Consider the following 24,203-nt stretch of genomic DNA (forward strand, 5'->3'; position numbering starts at 1 on the left):
TCAAGTCATCTCTGTCTTGAAACCCCGTCCAGATTCCCCTCCACAAGCATCTGTTTAACGTCCACTGACTGCCCGACAGCAGACAACCAAAAACTTACTACAGAGTATTTTGCTCTGTTGCTATCATTCCAACTGTTCTTTTTTTGATGAAGCATTAACTGCCTCAATTCCCAACTTACTACTACTTAGAAATCTGTTGCGAAATTGCAAACAAACTTTACGAACTGTTGAGCGATCGCCGCAAAAAACATGAAAAAAGTTAATTTAGGAACGATGGGAAGAACGATAAAAAGGCTTCTTCACCACCGTTGCAGGGTGGGTTTTGCCGCGAATTTCCACTTCGAGAAGCGTGCCTTTTTTAGCAAGCTGTTTGGGAACATAAGCCAAAGCGATCGCCTTCCCCAAAGTTGGCGAAAGAGTGCCACTGGTGACTTCTCCCACCTTTTCCCCTTCAGCAATAATAGGATAGCCGTGACGGGCAATGTAACGTCCCTGCATTGCCAAACCCACTAACTTGCGATCGAGTCCCCCTTGTTTTTGTTGTTCTAAGGCTTCCCTCCCGATAAATGCGCCCTTTTTATCCAAATGTACCAACCAACCCAAACCCGCTTCTAAAGGAGTTGTTTCCTCAGTGATATCTTGCCCATAGAGTGCCATTGCTGCCTCTAATCGTAAAGTATCCCGCGCCCCCAAACCGCAAGGAGTTACTCCAACAGCGAGAAGCGATCGCCATAACTGTCGTCCTGTTTCGGGATCCAGCATAATCTCAAAACCATCTTCTCCGGTGTAGCCAGTACGGGCAATAAATACCGACTCTCCCGCGATCGATGCGTGCAAATGTTCAAACGCCTTCAGTGCCTCGATATCCCCTGTAATTAAAGGCTTTAACACCGCTACAGCTTCAGGTCCCTGTACTGCCAGCAAGACCTTATCCGGAGAGATATCTTGCAAAATAATCCCCGATCCTTGCAAATGTTCTAACAACCAGGCCTTATCGCGCGATCGCGTCGCAGCATTGACGATCGCCACCCCAGATTGTATTCCCGTCGCATCTTCCCCTTGGTAATAGATAATGACATCATCAATGATTCCCCCTCGGGCATTTAGCAGTACAGTATATTGAGCCTGTCCTGGTTGCAAGGATTCCAAATCAGAAGGAAAGAGGGGTTGAAGATGGGACAATAACTTTGCACCCTTGAGGGTAAACTTGCCCATGTGGGAAATATCGAACATCCCCACCGCCTCTCTTACAGCTTCATGTTCCAGCTTGAGTCCCGCAAATTGTACCGGCATTTCCCAGCCCGCAAAATCCGTAAAACGCGCCCCCAGGTCGGAAATTTCCTGAAAAAGAGGAGTTCTCGCACAGTTTGAAGTCTTTCTAGTAGCCACAAGTATTGATATTTCTCTCGTAAATAAACTATCTCTATCCTACCGAGATCCGTCGCAAGCACATCTACTCATCGGTTAACCGTACCAGACAAAGAGGCGATCGCCAGGACAAAATAAAAACAGGACGAAGTTAACAAAAATTAACATTCCTCCGTAAATGTGCGTAATTTAAACAAACAATGGCTATAAAAAACAATCCCAACCCCTCATGGGGTCGCCTCATCGGTAATATTCTTTTAATTACCGGGGTCGGACTGCTGTTAATCAATATCTTATTTCCCCAGATTTTTGCTCCTAGCATTCCCCGCGTTCCCTACAGTATGTTTATCGATCAAATTGGCGCTGGAACCGTTACCCGCGCTTATGTCGGTCAAGACCAAATTCGCTATCAACTGAAAGGAGAAGGCGAAAAACCGGGACAAATTTTAGAAACTACGCCAGTTTTCGATCTACAACTTCCCCAACGTTTAGAAAATAATGGGGTTGAATTTGCCGCAGCACCCCCCAAGGGCAATAATTGGTTTGGAACCCTCCTGAGTTGGGTCATTCCCCCGTTAATTTTTGTGGGTATTTTCCAGTTTTTTATGAGACGGGGTGGAGGGGGTCCACAAGGGGCGCTTTCCTTGAGTAAAAGCAAGGCCAAAGTTTATGTTGAGGATAATGATACCAAAGTAACATTTGAGGATGTTGCCGGAGTTGAAGAAGCGAAAACAGAACTCGAGGAAATTGTCGAATTCCTCAAAAATCCCGATCGCTACACCCAGATCGGGGCGCGTATTCCCAAAGGAGTATTACTCGTCGGACCCCCAGGGACCGGTAAAACTTTAATGGCCAAAGCCGTTGCAGGAGAAGCAGGTGTTTCCTTTTTCAGCATCTCTGGATCGGAATTCGTAGAACTTTTTGTTGGTGCCGGTGCCGCCCGAGTGCGAGACTTATTTGAACAGGCCAAAAAGAAAGCACCCTGTATTATTTTCATCGATGAATTGGATGCGATCGGCAAATCCCGCGCCAGTGGCGGCTTTATGGGGGGAAATGACGAACGAGAACAAACCCTCAATCAATTATTAACCGAGATGGATGGTTTTGCCGCAGGAGGTGCCACAGTCATCGTCCTCGCCGCCACCAACCGCCCCGAAACCCTTGATTCTGCCCTGTTACGCCCTGGACGCTTCGATCGCCAAGTCCTCGTAGATCGCCCCGATCTCCCTGGACGCTTGAAGATTTTGGAAATCTACGCGGGTAAGGTGAAAATTGATACTGAGGTTGATTTGAGGGCGATCGCGACTCGAACTCCTGGTTTTGCGGGGGCTGACTTAGCCAACTTAGTTAACGAAGCTGCATTATTGGCCGCACGAAATCAACGCACAAAAGTAACCCAAGCGGACTTTAACGAGGCGATCGAACGGGTTGTCGCCGGGTTAGAGAAGAAAAGCCGCGTCCTCAACGAGAAGGAAAAGAAAATCGTGGCTTATCACGAAGTGGGTCACGCTTTAGTCGGTGCTTTGATGCCTGGAGGAGGTAAAGTTGCCAAAATATCCATTGTGCCTCGAGGCATGGCTGCTTTAGGTTATACCTTACAAATGCCCACAGAAGACCGTTTTTTAATGTCCGAAGCAGAATTGCGAGATCAAATTGCCACACTTTTAGGAGGGCGAGCAGCAGAAGAGGTTGTTTTTGGTAGCATTACAACAGGTGCAGCCAATGACCTACAACGCGCCACAGACCTCGCAGAACGCATGGTAACAACCTATGGCATGAGTAAAGTCCTGGGACCCCTCGCCTACGAGAAAGGGCCGCAAAACAGCTTCCTGGGAGAAGGAGGAATGATGAACCCTCGCCGTAATGTGAGCGATTCTACCGCCAAGGCGATCGATGCGGAAGTGAAGGAAATTGTCGAAAAAGGTCATCACCAGGCGATCGCCATTCTGGAAAACAATCGGGAATTATTAGAAGCGATCGCCCAAGAAATCCTCGCTGAAGAGGTAATTGAAGGGAAGAAATTGCAGGAGTTCTTGGATCGCGCAAATGCCGTTGAACCTGTAGCTGTTTAATATTTTCTCATCCTTTATCGTTCCCGTACAGAAAGCGGGAACGATTTTTTTGGCGATATTTTTTGGGTTAACCCCTAAAGATTAACCTCATGAAGAAGATTTACTTGAAGCCAGCATTCAATTAAAATAGAAAAGATATTTTGCTCGGGATTGAGTATTTTTGCGAAGTCGTCAAAATTCGGTCAACTTATCTTGAGAAACTGGCAAATTAAACTTATTATCTTTGATGAAGAAAAAAGGAGCATGATTCAATGGATACCTTAGAACACTATCGCGAACTGACTCGTAATATTATTCTCAAATATGCTCAATATAAGCCCTCTCACGGAGAAATAGAACCTGGAGTTATTATCGATTTAGAACGCGATCGCTACGAACTCATGCACGTCGGTTGGGACAAACAACGGCGCGTACATGGTTCTGTTATTCATATTGATATTATCGCTGGAAAAATATGGATTCAACACGACGGGACAAATGTTTCTATTGCAGAGGAATTGGTTGAACTGGGCGTTCCTCCAGAGGATATAATTTTGGGATTTCATCCTCATAATGTACGTCAATATACCGATTTTGGTGTTGCTTAACAACTTCAATAATTTTGGATAGTCATGGAACTAACGTCCTATAGTCTGTTGAATGCCTTCTGCTTGTTCGATCGCTTTTTTCAGTTCGCTAATAACGATCTTGAGGTGTTAGCAATAGCTGCGAGAGAGAGACGGGTTTTAGTGTCTAGCGATCGCCAGACCATTGAATAATTACTTTAATTGAACCGAAGGTGTATCGGGATTGCTGAGATCGATATAATCAATTTGACTGGTGTGAATGCGATCGGGAAGTTGTCGCATCTTAGCTAAAACCAACAATTGTTGGCGAAAATGAAACGAAGAATAGCTACCAAAATGAACATTACCCAATTCTGTTTTCAAAATAAGATTGTTCGGGGATTGTAAATCAATTTCAAAAACCTTCACCCCTGAACGACTCACCTCACGATAAATCTCCGGCCAGTAAGGTTGAAATTGTTCCGTTAAGCCAATCACAATTAATTCAGGAAGTTCGAGAGTATTTTCGAGATCCGCATAACTATTTTTGGGAATCCAAAATCCTTGTGCGTCCACAATACCAACTTCAGGATTATTAGAATTCGGCGAAGAAAAAGCAGGTAAAGCGATCGCCACAGGATTGCGTTCGGTCACTTCAATAGTTAAACTGGGAGGTAATAACCTGCGAATCACCGTTGCTTTGGCGATCGGTGCCTTAGCTTCAATTGCGCGGCTGAGTTTTTCCGGTTCAATCTCGAGAATCGATTGGGGATAAGACAACGGTAACAAGGAACGAATCGCTGTAATAGAGAGAAGTTTATTCCCCTTAATTTTGACCCTTTCCGGCGTATCAATCGTCCAATCCGGTAAAGACACACCCCAGACTATCATCGCCGTTAAACCCACGATGGAGAGCGATCGCCACATCCCCTGCCAAAATCTTATCTGCCGACGGCGCTTGAGTTGCGCTCGGCGATTTTGTAAATCCGTTGGGGAAACAGAAGACATATCTGTCATATCCTTAAAACTTCCCGCTTTCATTGGGATTTGACTGTGATGTTGTCGTTAACTTTTCTGATAATGAGAGTAAAATTGTAATTGTACCATGTCCCATAACTTAAGGCAGCCATTTGGGATTAAAACCAATAAAAGGTAATTCCTCCAATTGAGGTGCTGTATCCATTTCATCAAGAGAAGTGGGAGGAATCAATAACCAAATTGTTCCCGTGGCGATCGTCTCCCCAGAATTGGTTCTGAGAATATTTTCTTCAGTTAGTTGCGGATCGACAATGGTTTGATCGAAAAGTAAGCCCACGGTATCCGGGGAAAGGCTAAGATGAGTATCTTGGTATTGCGGTAATGTCGTCAACGGAATCACTTTTTTGCTGTCAAGATCGATCGTTGCAATATAGGGCTGTTCCACATAGTTAACATCCTCAATTAAGTTAGTCAGCAAACAATAAAGGCGATCGCCGACAGCATCAAATTGACAGTTAAGAATCGAACCTTTGGTATCAAAAATCTTTTCTTCTCGCCCTTGATTATTGACCAAATAGAGCGATCGCGTATAGAGCAAGTCAGGATTATTGCGATTAAAATCCACCATTACCGCCGATGTTCCATCGGGGGTAAAAGCTAAAACCATACCAAATTGGGCGAAAAAGCCTAGGGGTTCCGCATCAGGTTGCGTAGAAAGTAGGGCAATGCCCTCTCCTTGGGCGCTGGCAATGGTTTGATTGTCTGGGGCGATGAGAAAAACACCCCCAGGAGGGTTATTTAAAGCCAAGGGCGCATTATCATCGCGAATTACCCATAACCCGGCATCTTTAGGCTCTTCTCGTTTGACGCGCTGCACCACTAGCATACTCCCATCCGCAGAGAGGTCGAATTTGAGGATTTGATACTCCTTATTGTCCAACACTAAATCAATTTGTCCGGCAATTTCTTTGTCACCCCCATAGAGTCCCGTGGTAACGCGATAGAGTTGTTGTTCGAGGAATCCATCTTTGGTGACTTGGCGATCGGCGGCACCAAAAAGAATGGATTTTCCGTCGGGATAAGGTTCAAATTCTGTAATGACAAGATGGGGGGGAGTGAGGGAAATTTTCTCTTGTTGGGTGAAATTATAGAGAATCAGTCTCCCTCTCTCTTTACCTTCTAAACCGATATAGGCAAAAACACGGTCAGGGGTTTTAAACTCTGCTGTAAAGGGTTGCAGGGTTTTTCCAGGGTGATCGCTGCCTTGAAACTTTTCCGTGGCCCGTTGTAGTTCCACGCGGTAATTATTGCCGTAAGGGGCGGGAAAATCGAGGGTATAAGCCATTCTCCGCCCTGCCCAGCTAATTTTTCCAGGTAAGGGATCTTCTGCCTCTGGTCGCTCGGTAATGGTAATTTTGAGATTATTTTCAACACTTTCCCGAGACATGGGACGATTAAATTTCAACACGAAGGCGGTATCTTCGGCATTGACTATGCGATCTTGCCAACTAAATTCGCGCACTTTCGGACCTGTTTCGATCAAGCACCGATCGCCCCAACAGAACCAACCTCCCAAAATCAATAAAATTGTGATGAGACTGAGAGTTAGTATCGCAATAATAGCAGCGCGATCGATCGCATATAGATCGATAAATTGTTTTTTCATCGGTTATTGATTGCTTATTGTTGGCAGAGAACAAATAATTAGAACTCGTAGGGATTAGAAGGAGTATCGATTTTGTTGGCATCGATCGCATTAATTACTAATCTTCGTTCCCCATTTAGTTCTTCCGTGGTCATAACTCCTTCAATTTTCAACCAAGTATCGGGAGGAAATTGATCTCGAGTTGAGGGCAATTTTACGGGAAGTCCGACGGGATAAGCATCGACGGCACAACAAGTAATCACAAAGCGAGAAATCATGAGATAATCCTCTGGCAGACTGTCTATATGAACGACAAAACCGGTTACATTTGCCGGAAGATCGGTATAGGCATCGGGTTCGGGATACGCATTAAGGGTGCGAATCCAATCCATAAGGCTGCGATCTTCGGGTTTAATGCGGGAGGTAAATGATTGTACTTGGGTGCGGGTAAAGGGCAAGGATTCTGTGATTCCCCGTTGTAGGGCGGTATCGCTGGCGAGAACTTTGGGAGGGACGATCAACCCTGCGATCGCCGCGATCGCCAGCAGTGCCGTAGCGACTCCAGGGGGGAAAATGGTGATATGACGGACTTCTGGTTCCCTCGATCCCCCGCGTCGGAGTTGTTTGAGTAATTGCCAGGTTCTAATTCCACTGAGGGCAATCAGAACTATTCCCGTAATTAACACTAACGTAAAATAATTGGGATGAATGAGTAATTGTAGTTGACCGGTGAAGCGATATTTCACCATCAATAAGCCCCAGTTGAGTAGGGCAAAGACATCGAACCAGGGTAAGATTTTGGTGTAAAAGTCTTTGAAACTAAAGGCTTTTTTGCTTTTCCCTTGGGGACGGGGATTTTTTTGCTTTAGCCTGAGAATGAATTGTTTGAGTTGCTCTAATTTTTTCATGTCCAGTCTCCATTAAAATTTCTCGATTCTCGATTCTCTCTTTCAGAAAAAATAACTATAAGAAAGTGTTAAAACAAAGGTTAATTGTGCTGCGATCGCAAACAAATAAATGATAATACGCGGCTTAAAAATGGAGAGCATCAGCCCGATCGCTTTAATATCGATCATCGGTCCGAAAACCAAAAATGCTAACAGAGAACCTGTTGTAAAAGCGGAGGAAAAAGCCAGCACAAAAAAGGCATCTACGGTGGAACAAATCGAAACCACGGCAGCTAAAACCATCATAGCCAGAATCGAGGTGATCGGGTCTTGTCCCCAGTTTAAAATCAGTTCTCGCGGTGCTAAAACTTGAATGCTGGCGGCGATCGCGCTTCCCAAGACTAACATTCCTCCCAATTCTCGGACTTCCTGGATGACAGTATCGAGAAATAAACGCAGTTTGTTGCGATCGAAGGTTTTTGGTTTATTTTTCGTTAAGGTTGCGGCCAGGGCTTGCTCTTCCATGAGGACGGGAGTTCCCGATTTAGCTAATAGAAAGGTCCCCGATCGCAATAAAGCGGGGGTATTTTCGCTATCTCTGTTGGAGGAAGCCGTTAAACGATTAATCACTCGCTTGGCCAATTCCGTCTGCATCAGGGGTCTGGGGTCTTTCTGAAAGCTAAAAATCCAACCGATGGTTGTGGCGATGAAAAGCGAGAAAATTATCCGAAAAACGACAATTTCCGGTTGATCGCGAAAGGCAACCCATGTCGCCCAGATCACAATCGGGTTAATGGTAGGTGCCGCCAGCAAAAAGCCGATCGCTACAGAAGTGGGTGCGCCCTGGGTCAGCAAACGCCTTGCCACGGGGACATTACCGCATTCGCAGACGGGAAATAAAAATCCGACACAACTGCCAACAAATGACCCCAAAAGGGGATTGCGGGGCATTTTAGAGATTAATTGCCGTTCGTCCACAAAAAACAGCAAGGCACTGGAAAGCAATACCCCCAGTAAGAGAAAGGGTATAGCTTCCACAAGCAAGCTGAGAAAGAGCGTAAAGGCGTTATACAGTTGACTCATCGAGAAAGGTTTAGGTGTGAGGTTGCCTGCGATCGGCGCGTGAGAGCGAATCTAATCTAAGGAGATCTGGTTAGGCGTGTTTTTCATTTTACAGATGCAGGCGCAATTTATGGAATCTTAATCGATTGCCAATGCGTACCGATGAGAGTAAATCTACACTAATAAGCGGAAAATAAGCGGAAAATTCGCGATCGCCCTGCAACTTCCCCCGATCTAAACTCTTAATCATGTTATAAGGCGAGGCGATCGAACTACCAGTAGAATAATGGAGAACATTCGGAGAAGTTTCATGCCGAACGATCGCATTGCTTGGTTAATTCCTTCCGTCGAGTTAGGGGCATACTGGCAGCCTGTTTTACAACATTTTACAAAAGCATTTGAGAACACTATCTTTTACACTGGACAAGTTTGGCCGAATTTCGATGCTAAAATGCCTGGTGCATCGGCAATTCAAATTGTCGGTAAAGCTGATTTTGTGGAGACACAGAAAGTCGAAACGGGATATGGACGAGGATTTATTATTGTTTCTCCCCAGATTATTTTTTATCTCCTCAAATATAAGCCCCGCGTTGTTCTTCCTCAAGCCTTCTCTTTATGGACATTATTAAGTGTTCTTTTTAAGACTATTGGCGGTTGGAAAATTGTTCTCATTTACGATGGAAGTTCCCCCAATACGGATTTCCGCGATTCTACATTTCGCACTTTTGCCCGTCGTTGGTTGGCTCAATTTGCTGATGCTTTTGTCGCCAATAGTCACGCGGGAGAAAGATATTTATTAGAAGCGCTAAAAGTCCCCAAAAATAAGATTTTTGTTAAAACTTACCTCGTTCCCGATGCAGATGCCTTACAGAAGCAATTAACAACCGCAGAACGACCAAACTTAGAAGGGGTACAGCAGCCTATTTTCCTTTATGTAGGGCGAATTACTCAAAGGAAAGGACTAAAAACACTTCTTAAGGCTTGCGGAAAATTGCGATCGCGGGGATATGATAATTACACTCTCTTAATTGTGGGTACGGGAGATCAAAAAGTAGAACTAGAACAACTCATTGCAGAAGAGAAAATCAAAGACAGAATACGCTGGGAAGGTTGGGTGGAATACGGTCGTTTAGGGGCGTATTTTCAACAGTCGGATGTGTTTGTTTTTCCCACTTATGAGGATGTTTGGGGTATGGTTGTTCCTGAAGCAATGGTATTTGGTAAACCTATTCTTTGCTCAAAAGGTGCGGCTGCTGCGGAGTTAATTGTAGAAGGAGAAAATGGTTATATTTTCGATCCTCTCGATCCTGAAGAATTAGCGGAGAAAATGCAATATTTTCTCGATCGCCCAGATTTAATTGACTCGATGGGAAGGCGATCGCAGGAAATTATCGCCCATACTACTCCCGAAACAGCAGCCCAAGGATTTGTTGATGTGATTTCCCAGGTATTGAAACAATGAAAATTTTACTCTCTGCTTTTGCCTGCGAACCTGGACAAGGCTCCGAAGAAGGAGTAGGCTGGAATAATGCAATAGAAACGGCCAAATCTCACGAAGTTTGGGTTATTACTCGCGTGTTTTATCAAGCTGCGATCGAGGCAGAATTAAAACAAAATCCCATTCCCAATCTCCATTTTATCTATGTTGAACCTTTTGACTGGAAAGAGAATTTTAAAGGCAGACAAGGAGGATTACAACTGCATTATTATCTCTGGCAAATTCTAGCCTATTTAGCTGCTCGTAAGCTCCATCAACAAGTTAAACTAGATTTAACTCGCCATGTTACCTATGTTAAATTTTGGTCGCCAAGTTTAGTTTGTTTGCTTCCCATACCGTTTATTTGGGGACCTATTGGGGGTGGAGAAGCTGCCCCAAAATCTTTTTGGCAAGACTTTAGTTTTAAAGCTAAACTATACGAAACTGCGCGAGATATTGCTCAAAAAATGGGGGAATTCGATCCTTTTACTCGTCTCACTGCAAAGCGGAGTGTATTTACTCCTGTTACTACAGAAGATACTGCCAAACGAGTGCGTAAAATGGGGGCAAAAAATGTACAAATTTTCTCAGAAGCAGGTTTATCAGAAGTAGAAATCGAGACTTTAGGGCAATCTCCTTCTCCTCCAGAATCTCCCATTCGTTTTATTAGTATGGGGCGTTTTTTGCACTGGAAAGGCTATCATTTATCTGTGCGGGCATTTGCTTGCGCGAATCTTCCTGATGCTGAATACTGGATGTTAGGAGATGGACCCGAACGAGATAATCTAGAAACAATGGCACAAGAATTGGGCATTGCATCGCAAATTAAGTTTTGGGGAAGAGTACCGCGATCGCAGAGTTTACAACTTCTCGGTCAATCTCATGTTTTGGTGCATCCCAGTTTACACGATTCTGGGGGTTGGACTTGCTTGGAAGGGATGGCATCCGGTCGTCCTATTCTCTGTTTAGCTTTAGGGGGTCCTGATACTCAAGTTACTCCCGAAACAGGCATCAAAGTCCCCGCGATCGACCCCGATCGCACTGTAGAAGGATTAGCAAAAGCTATGACTAACTTAGCCCATGACAAAGAGTTGCGCGATCGCCTCGGTCAAGGTGGCAAAAAACATATTCGAGATGTTTTTACCTGGTCGGTTAAAAGCAAATTTCTCAATCAAGTGTATCAAGATGCTGTTATCAATAAGTAACGAGTAAAAATAAACAACAAATAATTAATTATGTCTATTGCAATTATTACAGGTTCTGCGGGTTTAATCGGTTCGGAAGCCTCTCGATTTTTCGCTTCTCAAGGATTAGAAATTGTCGGCATTGATAACGATATGCGACGGGTTTTCTTTGGCGATGATGCTTCGACGACATGGAATCGCCAACGTTTGGAAAAAGACTTAGGAGAAAAATATACTCACGTTGCCATAGATATCCGCGATCGCGAGGCTATTGAAAATCTTTTTAAACAATACGGAAAAGAGATAATTCTGGTTATTCATACTGCCGCACAACCCTCCCATGATTGGGCAGCCCGCGATCCGCATACGGATTTTAGCGTTAATGCTAACGGAACTTTGAACTTATTAGAAGCGACGCGCAACTATTGTCCGGAAGCTGCTTTTATTTTCACTTCTACCAATAAAGTTTATGGCGATACTCCCAACCGTTTGCCGCTAATAGAACAAGAAACACGCTGGGAAATTGACTCCAATCATACTTATGTAAACGGCATTCGGGAGGATATGTCTATCGATCGCACAACTCATAGTTTATTTGGTGCATCTAAGGTTGCAGCCGATGTTTTAGTGCAAGAATACGGGCGTTATTTCGAGATGAAAACTGCTTGTTTTCGCGGTGGATGTCTCACGGGTCCTAATCACTCTGGGACGCAACTACACGGCTTTTTAGCGTATTTGATGAAATGCGCGGCAACGGGTAAACCTTATACAATTTTTGGTTATAAAGGAAAACAGGTGCGAGACAATATTCATAGTGCAGATTTGATTAATGCTTTTTATGAATTCTTTAAAGCCCCGCGCATTTCAGAAGTTTATAATACAGGAGGAGGACGATATAGTAACTGTTCTATGTTAGAAGCGGTGCAGTTGTGTCAAGAAATTACAGGAAAGGAATTTAAACCTGAGTATTCTGAGACAAATCGTATCGGCGATCATATTTGGTGGGTTAGTGATAATAGTCGCTTTTGCGAACATTATCCGAATTGGAAAATGCAATATAATGTTCCTAAAATTCTGCAAGAAATTTATGAGTTTAACAAAGAAAGGTGGGCAAACGATACAGATTAAATTTCGGTCATAATTGACATCTCCTAATTATTTTCTCGTGTTACATCCGTCACATTTAACCCAAAACTTCCTCGCGCAGCCGCGATCGCCTCTTTGGTTTGTTCCCCCCAAACTCCATCGATCGCCCCATCATAAAAACCTGCTGTTTTTAAGCGTTGTTGTAGGGCGCGAATTTGTTGAGGACTCAAGGAACGTTCTAGGGCGATAATGGTCTGGGATCCGACAATTCCATCGACAGTTAAAGCGCGATCGCGCTGAAATTGCATGATGGCTTGTTGGGTGGTTTCGTCATAGTTTCCCGTGGGAGAAGCGGGGAAATAACCGAGAACTTGCAAGCGTTGTTGAATTTGTCTCACGGCATCTCCCTGACTGCCTAGGGTGAAGGGTGGGGAAGATGGGGAAGCGGGAGAGGGTGGGGGAGAACTGGAACCGGTCTGAGATCGCGCTACAGCAGAGATGGCGGCACGAGTTTGCACTCCCGCGATACCATCTTCAATTAAACCGCGATCGCGCTGGAAACGGCGTATTGCTAGTTCGGTTTGCTGTCCGTAAACGCCGCTAATGGGTCCATTAAATACGCCGATCGCTTTTAATACTTTTTGTAGTTCGCTGACGGCTTCACCGCGATCGCCTGGCCGTAAAATATTAGTTTGGGCGTACAAATATTCTAGGCGATCGCTTTGGGTTGTAAGGGCGATCGCGCCATCGCTTACACCGATAATACTGATAGTAATGCCCAAAACTAACAAACTATTCTGCTTTATCATAATTATTGTCCCTATTTGCGATCGCGACTTCTTCCCATTTTTACACTTGGGGCTGGCGATCGGACAATTTTATTTAGGAGGTGCGATCGCTTTTTGGTTTGATTAATTTTTCTTTTCTGAGGGGTATTTTGGGAACAGTGCGATCGGGCAAAACGTCTAAACCCAAACATTTGTGCATAAAAACTCCTTCTGTAGAGAAATTTCTTGGGGAAAATAGTTTATGCAACTGGAATTTGTAACAAAATATTACAGAGAGCCGAAATTTTGCATAAAAATGGCAATTTTTCCCAGAACACACTATAGATAATTAATATCGCAGGGTTTTTCAGGGTCTATCTTGCAGATACGAATTAAATCAAAGCAGGAGGTTTATCCGCGCAAGGTTTTTGTATAGTTGTAGTGTAAGGAAACTAATGAGAGACATGAAACACTGGAGTAGATCGTTTGCACTTTTAGCAGTGCTGTTGGGGATTGTTGGACAAAGTGCCGCGATCGCAAGTTCCACAGGAAATCGAGGGGAAGGTACGCTACAAACTTCGCCGTCAATTTCTTCTAAAAGACAAAGCACTAACTTCGAGTTAGCGCAAGTTTTAGGTCGTAGTGGAGATTGTCGCCGAACAACAAAAGAAACTCCTTTATTTGAAAGACGGATACCAACAAATATAAGAGACACTGTACGCGAAGGAACAGAAGTAAATCTACTAGAAAATAATGGTGGAGGAATCGATTATATTGAAGTTCAACTCAGACGTTCTCCTCGCATCCAAGGGTATATCAACACAAGCGATCTTGTTCCCTGTTCTTCATCTTCGGTGCAAGCTATACCTCAAGGAACTCCTATTCCAGGAAATTGTCTCAAAATTACAAGTGCTAAAATTGATTTCCGCAGCGGTCCAGGATTCAATTATCCTCTAGTTGACCCTTTCTCTCTTTATGTAAATGAAGAGGTGACAATTACCGGAATAGAAATACAAGATTCGGGTGGACTTGTTTGGGTTCCCGTCTTGACTCGGTTTGGAACTCCCCCAGGCTGGATTGTTCTGGGAATCCCTCGCGAGGGTCGCTATAACGCTATTAGTTGTTCCTAGGTAAATATTTTAAGATAAACAATGAAACTCATGAAACACTGGACAAAAAGATTTTCGCTTTTTATATTAATGCTGGGAATTGTAGGAGAAGGAGGCGCGATCGCGCAAACTTCAACTAATGCCCAGTTAGCACGGGTTAGCCTATCGGCAAGAAGGGGGGATTGTTATGTTGTTGAAACGAGATCGACCCCTGTATTGACTAGACCCGATACCACTGATAGACCTCGCTTTAATTTGCGTGAAGGTGACACTGTTTATCTTTTGGAGGATAATAAAGATTACACCTTCATCAATGTTGAGATACCTGGAGAAAGAAGAGACGGAGGTGACGAAGGTTATGTCAGGGCTGATGATTTAATACCGTGTAGGCAAAGCATTTCTACGACTACAAGTGTATTTTCCGGATGTCGTTTGAGTTTGCGTGGCGATCGCGATAGGGATTTTCTTGAAGTTTATGAAGGTCTTTCGGATGATAATAATTTTCCCCCTAATGGACGTGTAGGAATTAACGACCCTGTTACCATAGACGACGATTATCCTGCGATCCCAATAAGAAACCAAGAATGGGTGAAAATCATACGACCTATAGAAGGGTGGCTAATTAACCGATTTTCTCGGAGTCGTGTCGATAATCTCGAGGGATGCAACATTCGTCGTTGATCGCTTTCGATTTATGTATTCTGTAGGGACGTTTCATGCAACGTCCCTACATCACAAAATCACTAAAATAATCAATCCAAACACTCGAATCTACAAGTATCATCGATCGCACCTCATTTCTTCAAGATCGCCGTCCCATTTCAACTTGCCCTTAAATGCTTTAATTCTCTCTTGTTGTTTGATTTTAATTAAAGTCTTAAGACCCAATTCAACAGCCTCCTGTTGAGTCTTTAAACCAGTCGCTTGAAGAACATCAGCCATGAGGCGATCGTCAATTACAATGTTAGTTTCCATTTAAAATTCCTGTCTCCAATTAATCTTCCTCAATGCGATCGCTATTTCCCGCTTTAACCCAACCTTCCTTATTAGTTCCTGGAATACGAATCCAATCCCATGTTCCATCCTCATTACTTCTTAAAACAATCATTTCAGCATCATAGGGAATAACCTCAAGGCGATCGGCATCAAAATCGGGTTTATCTCGTAAACTCAACCCATCTGGCCAATTGACGCGAACTCGATAAGCACCTTCAGGTAATGGGACTTTAGGGGCTTCGGGTTCAGAAACAACTTCTTCCTCCCCTGTTCCTTCCCCTTCCCCTTCTTTTGCAGAGTCTTCAGAAGACTGGGGACGTTCTTCCGGATAAACAGGCTTGGAAGGAACTACAGCCATCTTACTGAAAAAATAGTAACCCGCCGCCGCCCCACTGATGCCTAAAATTGAAATACCGAGAACGATACCGAGAATAAATTGACCAATACTAGATAACTTCATAAATTTTAGACACTTAAATGGTTTAAATGGTTTGATTGTGTCGGAGCGATCCCCAGTCCAGAATATGTCCTAGCAGATTTTAAAAAATTTGTCAACCTTGGGAGAGATTGAATTTCGCGAGATAATTAGAGAAATTAACCAAAGTTGGCACAATATCACGGATAAAAATGGTAGAGATCAAAAACGGTTTTATTGGGACGGTGGGCAATACACCTCTGATTCGCTTAAACAGTTTCAGTGATGAAACAGGATGCGAGATTTTGGGGAAAGCGGAATTTCTCAATCCGGGAGGGTCCGTCAAAGATCGCGCTGCCCTCTATATTATCGAAGATGCGGAACGAAAAGGACTCCTTAAACCAGGAGGAACCGTTGTGGAAGGAACTGCGGGAAATACAGGCATTGGTTTAGCACATATTTGTAATGCTAAAGGCTATAAATGTTTGATTATTATTCCCGAAACGCAATCGCCGGAAAAAATAGAATTATTGCGGACATTAGGGGCTGAAGTTCGCACAGTTCCAGCAGTTCCCTACAAAGACCCCAATAATTACGTTAAACTTTCTGGCCGGGTGGCCTCGGAAATGGAAAATACGATTTGGGCAAATCAATTTGATAATTTAGCCAATCGTAATGCCCATTATGAAACAACGGGTCCGGAAATTTGGCAACAAACCGAGGGAAAAGTTGATGTTTGGGTAGCTGCGACGGGAACCGGGGGAACTTATGCGGGGACGGCTATGTTTTTGAAGGAGAAAAACCCCGAGTTAAAATGTATTGTTGCGGATCCGATGGGCAGTGGTTTATATAGTTATGTGAAAACTGGAGAAAGTCAACCAGAAGGGCGATCGATTACTGAGGGGATTGGTAATAGTCGCATTACGGCCAATATGCAAGGGGTTCCCATCGATGATGCTATCCAAATTGACGATAAGGAATGCGTTCGCGTTGTTTATCAATTACTGGAAAAGGATGGGCTATTTATGGGGGGATCTGTTGGTATTAATGTTGGGGCAGCTTATGCCTTGGCGAAACAATTAGGATCGGGGCATACAATTGTGACGGTGCTGTGTGATGGAGGTTCTCGCTATCAATCTAAACTCTTTAATCGCGATTGGTTAGTAGAACAAGGGTTGCTTTCTCCTTAATTAACTCAACTTGCTAGTTATTGATTCGATCCCCCCCAGCCCCCCTTGATAAGGGGGGAGAATCTGGAAGCCCCTCTTGATAAGGGGGGAGAATCTGGAAGCCCCTCTTGATAAGGGGGGAGAATCCGAAAGCCTCTCTTTTTATAATTATGCTTGCTAATAATGCTTTTTCCGTTGTTGAACTCACAGACTATATTAAAGATCTTCTCGAAGAAGATGAATATTTGCAACAAATCTGGGTCATTGGTGAAGTGACCAGCGCCCGAGATTACCAAAGTGGGTTATTTTTTACTCTTGGCGATCGCCATAAAAATGCTTCTATTCGTTGTGTTGTTTGGGGAAAATTGCGAACTAAATTAGTGCAAATGCCGACACAGGGAGAACAAGTAGTAGTCTTGGGAAGTCTGCGACTTTACCCCAAACGGGGGGAGTATCAACTCAATGCGGTGCAGGTGCTTCCGGCGGGAGAAGGATTGCAAGCTCTACAATATAAACAACTGCGATCGCGCCTTGAAAGTGAAGGACTCTTCGACCTCGAGCAAAAGCGATCTTTACCCTCACATCCTCAAATTATTGCTGTTGTCACTTCTCCCACCGCCGCCGCATGGGGGGATATTCAACGTACTCTAAAACAACGCTATCCTGGTTTGCAAGTGCTGTTATCTGGGGCGATCGTACAGGGGGATTTAGCCCCTGTATCTATTGTGAAAGCCTTAAAAAGAGTGGAAAGAGACGATCGCGCCGAACTAATCATTGTCGCACGGGGAGGCGGGGCAACGGAGGATTTAAGCTGTTTTAATGATGAACGGGTGGTGAGGGCGATCGCGGAGTGCGATCGCCCAGTAGTAACGGGAATTGGACACCAACGGGATGAATCTCTCGCGGATCTTGTGGCGGATTTTAGCGCCCATACTCCCACGGCTGCAGCAGAGGCGGTGGTTCCTGATGCGCGACAATTGCAAGAAGACCTGTATCGCTGCAAAATTGGCTTATTAGAGTCGGTAAGGGAGAGATGGGGTATTGAACAAAAACAGCAGCAACAGCGCCGAGAAGCCTTTTTAACTGCCATTGAGGAAAGATTTGCCGAAGAGGGCGATCGCCTGCAACAATTGAAACAATATCTCAGTAATTTTCCCGATCGCGCTTTGGCTCTACAACAAATCTTTTCTCATCAGAAACTTTTAAAAGAAAAGCTGTCTGCCCTCAATCCCCAAGCTGTTCTCGATCGCGGCTATGCTGTTATTAGAAATTCAGCAGGAGCCATTATCCGCAACCCTTGGGATCTAGACGGCGAGACGGAATTAATTGTACAATTGGCAACAGGACAACTCAATGTAAAAGTTACAGAAATTCTCAAGGTGGATGACAAAAAAGCTAGTGATGAATAAGCCAGTAACAAATCAGCCAGTGACGAATAAACCAGAATGGAACTACGAAGAAGCAGTCGCAGAAATTGAGGCGATCGCGGCACAAATTGAGTCGGGGGCTTTACCATTAGAAGCTGTTTTTACACAATTTGAAGTGGCGGTTAAACAATTGCGTCAATGCGAAACCTTCTTAAATCGTGGTAAAGAACAGATGGATTTATTAATAGAAACCCTGGAAAATGATTCTGATTTCTAATAGTTGCTATTGCTTCCAAAAAGATAGAGTTCGCGATCGCGTTCAATTCTAACTAACTTACAACCAATCGCTATTCTTTTTTCATGGTAACTAAAGTAATATCATCGTAAATTTTTTGCGTACCAATATAGTCTTGTAAATCTGCGAGAATTGCATTTTGAATTTCTTCTACGCTTTTTTCGCGATGTAATTGGATGACTTGACATAAACGATCTAAGCCATATTGAACTCCGTTACTATCTTCCGCTTCCGAAATCCCATCGGTATAAATAACAATAACATCTCCCGACTGTAAATCTATCTTTGCTTCATCAATAAAAGGAGTAATATCTTCATCTAAACCCACTGGAAAGCCTAAATTTATTGTATCAATTCTTTTTATTTTTCCATCAGCACGAACTAAAATAACTTCCTCATGTTGTCCGCTTAAATACAATGAATTATCCCGATAATCCAATAATAAAAGTGTTAAGATTTTATCGGAATTAATCCGACGAACATTATCAATCACGATACGGTTAATTACATCCCAAAATTTCTCTAAATTGGTTTCATTGTTCGCTAATAAAGTCCGAATTGCTGTTTGTACGACAATGGCTAAAACACCACTTTCTAAACCGTGTCCCGTCACATCACCAATACATATTTTAACGCGATCGCCATAGGTAATGATATCATAATAGTCTCCACCTACTTCCGTTGCAGGTCGCATATAGCCCGCAATATCTAATCCTGGTATGTTTTCTAATTCTTCGGTTTTAGGCAAGAACATTTGTTGCAATACTTGGGTAATTTCTAACTCTCCACTCAGTCGAGAATTTTCCTTTTTTAGACGTTGATTGAGTGCAGAAATCTCTTCCTTGGCTTGTTCTATTTGTTCTGTTCTTTCGAGAACTTTTGCTTCTAAAGTATTAAAAGATTCTTGTAGTTGCAGAATCATTTGATTGAATGCGTCTGCTAATATACCAATCTCATCACGACTTTTAACAGTAACAAATCGATCTAATTTACCTTGGGCAATTGCGCGGGCGCTGTCTACGAGTTCTCGAATTGGAACAGTTAGACTGTGGGTTAATAACCAGCCAACTAATAAAGCAATGGGAAGCGTAACGGAAAAAATAATTAGAGAAGTTCGTCGCGCTCGTTTTTTGCTGTTAATAACTGCTGAGGCATCAAATTCAATAATAACAATTCCTTCTTGTTCCTCAAAATTATTGATCAAAGGTGCATAACCATAAAGAATAAATTGTCCGTTGGGTTTGCGAAATAATTCTGGTTCGACAATTGCTTGAGTAATGGTATTATTTCCTTGGGCAAGTAAAGGAGGAAGTTGATTCACTTCTTTGCCTACAGTAGCGGTAGGGGCGGGTGGTGGTGCATAATCTAAAACAAACACAAATTTGCCATCAGGAAGATGACGAAATGTATAAATGCGTCGAATTGACTCGTTAGTGTTGCTAATTTCTTCTAAACGCTGTAACAAAACGCGATAGTAGGAGGTTTGGGCATCTTGAGGTGTTATCAGTAAACCATGAAAATTAGGGTTAATTTGTAAAGCAGTTAAAGCGGTAATATCTTTCAGGCGATCGCGCAGATCTTGAATTTGGTTTTGATGAAGTTGAAAATAAAGACTTTCCGTTAAAATTCCTACAATTAAAAGCGTCAAAAAAGAGTAAGCTGCCGTTAATTTATAGCGCAAACTCCAGCCCTTTTTCTTTCTATTTTGAACAAAATTTTTAGCTTGTTGGAACATGAAGAAACCGTAGCTGGTAATTAATAATTAATAATTGATAATTGATAATTGATAATTGATACTTGCTTAAAGCCCTAAACTGAAACGATAAGCAATTTTTTGCGACTCTCGCCCAATTTCATTGGTTAAATTTTCCCAACCTTGATAAATTTGTTGCATAGTTTGTTCTGTTGTTATTTTATCTTCTAAAAAATCTGCTAGGGCTGTATCTAAAACCTCTTGTTGATAGTCATGATTTCGGGGAATTCGTAGGTCTAAGACAACATTGGGACTTCGCAAACTAAACCCGATCGCCCCCAAATAGCGGCTTGTTGTTTCCAGACTCATCCCTGCTGCGATCCAGGCCTCGCGATCGCTAAACTGAGAAATGCGATAAGGATTAAATCCTGTCATCGCCAGGGTAACATCTTGATTAGATTGGGCGGGTTGACTGATATAAGATAAAAAAGCATAAGCAGCATCTTTGGTTTTGGCATCGGAGGCGGCATTAATTGCCCCAGACCACCCCCCAAAAGCGGCATAAGGTGCGCGATTAATCCCCTCAATCTCATAAGGACAAATAATATCATTGCAAACAACAAGTTCCCCAGTAGCGCGATCTAAAACCTTCGTTGTACCTGGTAAAATGACTGCACCAAGGCGATCGCTGATCTCCGAGTGTTTGGAATCGATCGCTAAGGGTCCTATATCCCCCCAATCTAAAGTTAAAGCACAACGACCGGAAATAAAGAGATCGCGAGTTTGATCTACATCTAACTCTAATTCATTGTCTGGGGCATAACGTCCCGTTTCTTTATAGATTTCTAGTGCTTTCGCAAAGGCTTTATTATTGACAAGAGGTTTCATAGTATCGGGATCGAAAAAAGCGCCTTGTTCGGTACCTCGACTTTGTAGAAAAGCACTGGCGATAGACCAAAACATCCAATAGGATTGTTTTCCGCGTTTTTTCGGGATACAAGAACCGTAGTCTGGGATGCCGTCAGCATTGAGGTCTTGTTGCTGAAAATGCTTGGCGATCGCCAGATAATCTTCCCATGTTTCCGGGGGTTTGAATCCTCCCTGGGTTAATAAATCTGTTCGATAGTACACCATTTGAAAATCCCCATCTAAAGGAATGGTGTAAGTTTTGCCCTTGTAGTTGGTGCTGAAATTGCGAAAAAAGGGTGCAATATCTTCCCATTGTAAAGCTGAATCTTTGGCAATGCGATCGCCTAAATCTTCCAATTCTCCCAATTCTGCATAATCGACCAACCATTGCGGCGCAAAAACCATTACATCATATTTACCAGACTTCTCCTGCAAATTTGTTTGAATTTCCCCATACAGTTTCTCAAAAGGGACCGTAATCACTTCAATTTCTGCCCCAGTTTTGGCGGTAAATTCTTTGGCGCGACGGGCGATCGGTTCGGCGATCGTTGGCAGATCGCGGGTTAAAACGGTTATTTTGAGATTATCAAATCTTGGCTCGGAAATGGGGGCGGATTGGCCAGATGGGGGATTTTTTACTGTTTCCTTGGGGAGTTGGGGGGACGAAGTACAAGCAGTAAAGGCGATCGCCAGACCCAAGGCGAAGAAACTTTTTCTTATTTCTCTTGTCTTCATTTTCTTCAACGATCGAGGACTCAATTACCCATTACCCAGTATTACTCAATCCCCACAATTTTGTTGAAAATTCCGGAGAGAAGGGCAGGGCGATCGGGTAATAAATGTTAAGATTACTTCGTTTTTCTAAATCAAGGAGTACAAAAATATGAGGCAAAAACGTCTCGCATCCTTAGCTTCCCTGACGGTGCTGATAGCTACGGCGATCGCCCCGATGGGGAATCTCCGCGCCGAAACCTTTGCAGAAGCATCAGAAACAGAAACCTCCATCGCCCAATCTGTGGCAGTGGGAATCTGTCCGAATCAATTACAACAGGCGATCGATACTACAATTGGCAATCCGACATTTTCTGGAGCCAAGTGGGGCATCCATGTGGAAACTTTAGAGGATGGTCGCGTCCTCTACACTCATGGAACCAACCAATATTTGATTCCTGCTTCCAATATCAAAATCCTCACTACAGCAGCAGCTTTGCAATTATACGATCCCCTTTCTCCCATTCAGTCCTCGAATTTAGGGGCTTGGGTTCGCACTATCCTGCAAAGAAGTCACAATGGTTATGCCGATACGTTACTGCGAGGAATTGGCGGTACCCAGGCCGTGCGATCGGCGCTAGGTCGCTTGGGAGTTTCATCTGATTACCGACAGGCAGATGGATCGGGGTTATCTCGAAACAATTTGGTTACGCCTTCGGCATTGGTGGACATTTTGAAAGCGATTGTTCAACGTGGTCATGGTAAAGAAGTATTTTATGCTTCTCTCCCGGTTGCCGGGCGTAGTGGCACCCTGGCGGGACGTTTTCAGTCAACTCCTGCCCAGGGAATCGTTCATGCTAAAACTGGAACGCTGAATGGTGTACGGGCGCTATCTGGTTACTTAGAACACCCAGAATATGGCGTGCTTGTTTTTAGCATTCTTGTGAATCAACCCGGTCAGTCGGGACAGCGATTGCTGAATGCGATCGATAATATTGTAGTTCGTATGGCGAGCATGAATAGTGGTAGCTGTTCGCGCCGTTTCTAAACCTAGTAACGTTTTTATGGTGGTGTTGAGGAGATTTTGTCAGGTGTTGAGGAGTTACTGGGGATGCCCTTCGCATCCCTTTAAAATTTTCGGTTTGGCGATCGCGCTGATTTTGTAAGAGCAGGAATTACGCTTTATAATAGGGTTTCAGCCACAATCTCACTTTAAAACTGCAAAAGTCACTGAGTCTTAAAATATGCTATACCGTCGTTTTGGTCGTACAGAATTGCAAATTCCCGTCTTCTCTTGTGGGGGAATGCGCTATCAATACAAATGGCAAGATGTTAAATGGCAAGATGTCCCTCAAGATAATCAAAGCAATGTCGAAGCTACGATTCGCCGCGCCGTAGATTTAGGGATTAATCATATTGAAACCGCCCGAGGATATGGGTCTTCGGAGATGCAATTAGGAGCGATTTTGCCCAAATTGCCGCGAGATGAAATTATTGTACAAACTAAAGTTGAACCTGTTGCCGATCCTCAAGAATTTCGACAAACTTTCGATCGCTCTTTAGGTTATTTAAAACTCGATTATGTAGATTTGTTGGGATTACATGGGATTAATAATGCCGAATTATTGCATTATAGTCTCAAACCTGGGGGCTGTTTGGCGGAGGCTAAAAAGTTACAAGCGGAAGGAAAAGTACGCTTTATTGGTTTTTCTACCCATGCTCCTACAGAGATTATTATTGAAGCGATAGAATCGGGAGAATTTGATTATATTAATTTGCATTGGTACTATATTTTTCAAGACAATTGGCCGGCGATTGAAGCGGCACGCCGTCAAGATATGGGCATTTTTATTATTAGTCCCTCCAATAAAGGGGGAATGCTCTATCAAGCGCCGCAAAGGTTAGTAGAATTGTGTCAGCCGTTAAGTCCAATGGTCTTTAATGGTTTATTTTGTTTATCTCAGCCTGAAGTTAATACCCTTTCCGTGGGTGCTTCTTTTCCTACTGATTTTGACGAACATTTACAAGTTTTAGATTTGCTCGATCGCAGTGATGAAATATTACCGCCAATTATAGAACGATTGGAACGAGAGGCGATCGCCCGCTTAGGAAAAGATTGGTATTTAACTTGGCGAGAAGGGCTTCCCAAACCAGAAGAAACTCCAGGTAATATCAATATTCCTACGGTTTTATGGTTGCGAAATTTGGCGATCGCTTACGACTTGATCGAATATGGAAAAATGCGCTACAATCTGCTAGGAAATGGAGGTCATTGGTTTGCTGGCAAAAAAGCCCAAAATATTCCTCAATTCGATTTTACGGCTTGTTTACAAAATAGCCCTCACCGCGATAAAATTCCCGAATTTTTGGCAGAATGCGATCGGCTTTTAGGAGGAGAAGAAATTAAACGTTTATCTCAACAATAAAATCTTAGTGATTTTATCACAAAGGATAAATGCAGCTACTAA

At 43.4% G+C, this 24,203-nt stretch carries 23 protein-coding genes; 13 read left to right on the forward strand and 10 right to left on the reverse strand.

All coding sequences use genetic code 11. The features are described from left to right. Positions 1-264 precede the first annotated feature (264 nt). The gene (gene gcvT, locus JUI58_RS23460; RefSeq protein WP_204106276.1) at positions 265-1,389 is read right to left on the reverse strand and encodes a glycine cleavage system aminomethyltransferase GcvT; all 1,125 of its coding nucleotides are present in this window, start codon (positions 1,387-1,389) and stop codon (positions 265-267) included. Between the two features lie 179 nt (positions 1,390-1,568). Between gcvT and ftsH4 the strand changes: the two genes are divergently transcribed. From ftsH4 to JUI58_RS23475, 3 genes are all read left to right on the forward strand, one after another. Continuing rightward, positions 1,569-3,440, forward strand: coding sequence for an ATP-dependent zinc metalloprotease FtsH4 (gene ftsH4 / locus JUI58_RS23465; protein WP_204106277.1), 1,872 nt, complete (start codon positions 1,569-1,571; stop codon positions 3,438-3,440). 251 nt (positions 3,441-3,691) lie between these two features. Beyond that, positions 3,692-4,027 (forward strand): XisI protein, encoded by a 336-nt coding sequence (locus JUI58_RS23470; RefSeq protein WP_204106278.1) that lies wholly within the window; start codon positions 3,692-3,694, stop codon positions 4,025-4,027. A 24-nt stretch (positions 4,028-4,051) separates the two neighbouring features. Continuing rightward, a complete protein-coding gene (locus JUI58_RS23475; RefSeq protein ID WP_204106279.1) occupies positions 4,052-4,198 on the forward strand; it encodes a hypothetical protein in 147 nt (48 codons plus the stop codon). Here the strand turns inward: JUI58_RS23475 and JUI58_RS23480 are convergent, their stop codons facing one another. The 4 genes from JUI58_RS23480 to JUI58_RS23495 form a co-directional block, all read right to left on the reverse strand. Further along, positions 4,199-5,026 carry an FtsQ-type POTRA domain-containing protein gene (locus JUI58_RS23480; RefSeq protein WP_239121674.1) on the reverse strand — a complete coding sequence of 276 codons (828 nt, stop codon included), beginning with the start codon at positions 5,024-5,026 and terminating at the stop codon, positions 4,199-4,201. Between the two features lie 76 nt (positions 5,027-5,102). After that, positions 5,103-6,629, reverse strand: coding sequence for a hypothetical protein (locus JUI58_RS23485; protein ID WP_204106280.1), 1,527 nt, complete (start codon positions 6,627-6,629; stop codon positions 5,103-5,105). A 38-nt stretch (positions 6,630-6,667) separates the two neighbouring features. After that, the gene (locus tag JUI58_RS23490; RefSeq protein ID WP_204106281.1) at positions 6,668-7,516 is read right to left on the reverse strand and encodes a TIGR03943 family protein; all 849 of its coding nucleotides are present in this window, start codon (positions 7,514-7,516) and stop codon (positions 6,668-6,670) included. Between the two features lie 42 nt (positions 7,517-7,558). Beyond that, on the reverse strand, positions 7,559-8,578 hold the full coding sequence (locus tag JUI58_RS23495) for a permease (protein ID WP_204106282.1): 1,020 nt from the start codon (positions 8,576-8,578) through the stop codon (positions 7,559-7,561). Positions 8,579-8,867: 289 nt separating this feature from the next. Between JUI58_RS23495 and JUI58_RS23500 the strand changes: the two genes are divergently transcribed. From JUI58_RS23500 to JUI58_RS23510, 3 genes are read left to right on the forward strand one after another with little or no spacing between them, the layout of a single operon-like run. Beyond that, complete coding sequence (locus JUI58_RS23500) at positions 8,868-10,019, forward strand: glycosyltransferase family 4 protein (protein ID WP_204106283.1); 1,152 nt, start codon at positions 8,868-8,870, stop codon at positions 10,017-10,019. Beyond that, positions 10,016-11,239: a glycosyltransferase gene (locus JUI58_RS23505; protein WP_204106284.1), complete on the forward strand. Its 1,224-nt coding sequence runs from the start codon at positions 10,016-10,018 to the stop codon at positions 11,237-11,239. Before JUI58_RS23500 ends, JUI58_RS23505 begins: the two co-directional genes overlap by 4 nt. A 30-nt stretch (positions 11,240-11,269) precedes the next feature. Then, positions 11,270-12,346: an NAD-dependent epimerase/dehydratase family protein gene (locus tag JUI58_RS23510; protein WP_204106285.1), complete on the forward strand. Its 1,077-nt coding sequence runs from the start codon at positions 11,270-11,272 to the stop codon at positions 12,344-12,346. Between the two features lie 23 nt (positions 12,347-12,369). Here the strand turns inward: JUI58_RS23510 and JUI58_RS23515 are convergent, their stop codons facing one another. Continuing rightward, positions 12,370-13,113 (reverse strand): peptidoglycan-binding protein, encoded by a 744-nt coding sequence (locus JUI58_RS23515; protein WP_204106286.1) that lies wholly within the window; start codon positions 13,111-13,113, stop codon positions 12,370-12,372. Positions 13,114-13,535: 422 nt separating this feature from the next. Between JUI58_RS23515 and JUI58_RS23520 the strand changes: the two genes are divergently transcribed. Continuing rightward, positions 13,536-14,201: a hypothetical protein gene (locus JUI58_RS23520; protein ID WP_204106287.1), complete on the forward strand. Its 666-nt coding sequence runs from the start codon at positions 13,536-13,538 to the stop codon at positions 14,199-14,201. A gap of 21 nt (positions 14,202-14,222) precedes the next feature. Further along, on the forward strand, positions 14,223-14,861 hold the full coding sequence (locus JUI58_RS23525; RefSeq protein WP_204106288.1) for a hypothetical protein: 639 nt from the start codon (positions 14,223-14,225) through the stop codon (positions 14,859-14,861). Positions 14,862-14,960: 99 nt separating this feature from the next. On the opposite strand, the gene JUI58_RS23530 is transcribed toward JUI58_RS23525, so the two are convergent. Both JUI58_RS23530 and JUI58_RS23535 read right to left on the reverse strand, forming a co-directional pair. Beyond that, positions 14,961-15,155 carry a type II toxin-antitoxin system VapB family antitoxin gene (locus tag JUI58_RS23530; protein WP_204106289.1) on the reverse strand — a complete coding sequence of 65 codons (195 nt, stop codon included), beginning with the start codon at positions 15,153-15,155 and terminating at the stop codon, positions 14,961-14,963. A gap of 19 nt (positions 15,156-15,174) precedes the next feature. Then, entirely contained in the window at positions 15,175-15,636 is a 462-nt protein-coding gene (locus JUI58_RS23535) for an SH3 domain-containing protein (protein WP_204106290.1), read from the reverse strand. A gap of 167 nt (positions 15,637-15,803) precedes the next feature. On the opposite strand from JUI58_RS23535, the gene JUI58_RS23540 reads away from it, so the two are divergent. The 3 genes from JUI58_RS23540 (at position 15,804) to xseB (ending at position 18,404) form a co-directional block, all read left to right on the forward strand. Then, positions 15,804-16,781, forward strand: coding sequence for a cysteine synthase A (locus tag JUI58_RS23540; protein ID WP_204106291.1), 978 nt, complete (start codon positions 15,804-15,806; stop codon positions 16,779-16,781). Positions 16,782-16,930: 149 nt separating this feature from the next. Further along, entirely contained in the window at positions 16,931-18,169 is a 1,239-nt protein-coding gene (gene xseA, locus JUI58_RS23545) for an exodeoxyribonuclease VII large subunit (protein ID WP_204106292.1), read from the forward strand. Beyond that, positions 18,162-18,404, forward strand: coding sequence for an exodeoxyribonuclease VII small subunit (gene xseB / locus JUI58_RS23550; RefSeq protein WP_204106293.1), 243 nt, complete (start codon positions 18,162-18,164; stop codon positions 18,402-18,404). The genes xseA and xseB overlap by 8 nt, the downstream gene beginning before the upstream one ends. A 70-nt stretch (positions 18,405-18,474) precedes the next feature. Here xseB and JUI58_RS23555 read toward each other — a convergent pair whose 3' ends face one another. Further along, on the reverse strand, positions 18,475-20,157 hold the full coding sequence (locus tag JUI58_RS23555; protein WP_204106294.1) for a SpoIIE family protein phosphatase: 1,683 nt from the start codon (positions 20,155-20,157) through the stop codon (positions 18,475-18,477). Positions 20,158-20,223: 66 nt separating this feature from the next. Next, a complete protein-coding gene (locus tag JUI58_RS23560; protein WP_204106295.1) occupies positions 20,224-21,759 on the reverse strand; it encodes an extracellular solute-binding protein in 1,536 nt (511 codons plus the stop codon). Between the two features lie 148 nt (positions 21,760-21,907). On the opposite strand from JUI58_RS23560, the gene dacB reads away from it, so the two are divergent. Together dacB and JUI58_RS23570 are read left to right on the forward strand one after the other, a co-directional pair. Continuing rightward, entirely contained in the window at positions 21,908-22,783 is an 876-nt protein-coding gene (gene dacB, locus JUI58_RS23565; protein ID WP_204106296.1) for a D-alanyl-D-alanine carboxypeptidase/D-alanyl-D-alanine-endopeptidase, read from the forward strand. A 196-nt stretch (positions 22,784-22,979) separates the two neighbouring features. Further along, a complete protein-coding gene (locus tag JUI58_RS23570) occupies positions 22,980-24,161 on the forward strand; it encodes an aldo/keto reductase (RefSeq protein WP_204106297.1) in 1,182 nt (393 codons plus the stop codon). The last annotated feature ends 42 nt before the right edge of the window (positions 24,162-24,203 follow it).

This window comes from Spirulina sp. CCY15215, from assembly GCF_016888125.1.
Taxonomy (GTDB): domain Bacteria; phylum Cyanobacteriota; class Cyanobacteriia; order Cyanobacteriales; family Spirulinaceae; genus CCY15215.

Coding starts and splice junctions, on each gene's coding strand:
- ftsH4 (WP_204106277.1), top strand. CDS start 1,569: ATGGCTATAAAAAACAATCCCAACCCCTCATGGGGTCGCCTCATCGGT.
- JUI58_RS23520 (WP_204106287.1), top strand. CDS start 13,536: ATGAAACACTGGAGTAGATCGTTTGCACTTTTAGCAGTGCTGTTGGGG.
- xseA (WP_204106292.1), top strand. CDS start 16,931: ATGCTTGCTAATAATGCTTTTTCCGTTGTTGAACTCACAGACTATATT.
- JUI58_RS23485 (WP_204106280.1), bottom strand. CDS start 6,629: ATGAAAAAACAATTTATCGATCTATATGCGATCGATCGCGCTGCTATT.
- JUI58_RS23490 (WP_204106281.1), bottom strand. CDS start 7,516: ATGAAAAAATTAGAGCAACTCAAACAATTCATTCTCAGGCTAAAGCAA.
- JUI58_RS23540 (WP_204106291.1), top strand. CDS start 15,804: ATGGTAGAGATCAAAAACGGTTTTATTGGGACGGTGGGCAATACACCT.
- JUI58_RS23475 (WP_204106279.1), top strand. CDS start 4,052: ATGGAACTAACGTCCTATAGTCTGTTGAATGCCTTCTGCTTGTTCGAT.
- dacB (WP_204106296.1), top strand. CDS start 21,908: ATGAGGCAAAAACGTCTCGCATCCTTAGCTTCCCTGACGGTGCTGATA.
- JUI58_RS23500 (WP_204106283.1), top strand. CDS start 8,868: ATGCCGAACGATCGCATTGCTTGGTTAATTCCTTCCGTCGAGTTAGGG.
- JUI58_RS23470 (WP_204106278.1), top strand. CDS start 3,692: ATGGATACCTTAGAACACTATCGCGAACTGACTCGTAATATTATTCTC.
- JUI58_RS23495 (WP_204106282.1), bottom strand. CDS start 8,578: ATGAGTCAACTGTATAACGCCTTTACGCTCTTTCTCAGCTTGCTTGTG.
- JUI58_RS23560 (WP_204106295.1), bottom strand. CDS start 21,759: ATGAAGACAAGAGAAATAAGAAAAAGTTTCTTCGCCTTGGGTCTGGCG.
- JUI58_RS23480 (WP_239121674.1), bottom strand. CDS start 5,026: ATGAAAGCGGGAAGTTTTAAGGATATGACAGATATGTCTTCTGTTTCC.
- JUI58_RS23515 (WP_204106286.1), bottom strand. CDS start 13,113: ATGATAAAGCAGAATAGTTTGTTAGTTTTGGGCATTACTATCAGTATT.
- JUI58_RS23535 (WP_204106290.1), bottom strand. CDS start 15,636: ATGAAGTTATCTAGTATTGGTCAATTTATTCTCGGTATCGTTCTCGGT.
- JUI58_RS23525 (WP_204106288.1), top strand. CDS start 14,223: ATGAAACTCATGAAACACTGGACAAAAAGATTTTCGCTTTTTATATTA.
- JUI58_RS23510 (WP_204106285.1), top strand. CDS start 11,270: ATGTCTATTGCAATTATTACAGGTTCTGCGGGTTTAATCGGTTCGGAA.
- JUI58_RS23570 (WP_204106297.1), top strand. CDS start 22,980: ATGCTATACCGTCGTTTTGGTCGTACAGAATTGCAAATTCCCGTCTTC.
- JUI58_RS23555 (WP_204106294.1), bottom strand. CDS start 20,157: ATGTTCCAACAAGCTAAAAATTTTGTTCAAAATAGAAAGAAAAAGGGC.
- JUI58_RS23505 (WP_204106284.1), top strand. CDS start 10,016: ATGAAAATTTTACTCTCTGCTTTTGCCTGCGAACCTGGACAAGGCTCC.
- xseB (WP_204106293.1), top strand. CDS start 18,162: ATGAATAAGCCAGTAACAAATCAGCCAGTGACGAATAAACCAGAATGG.
- JUI58_RS23530 (WP_204106289.1), bottom strand. CDS start 15,155: ATGGAAACTAACATTGTAATTGACGATCGCCTCATGGCTGATGTTCTT.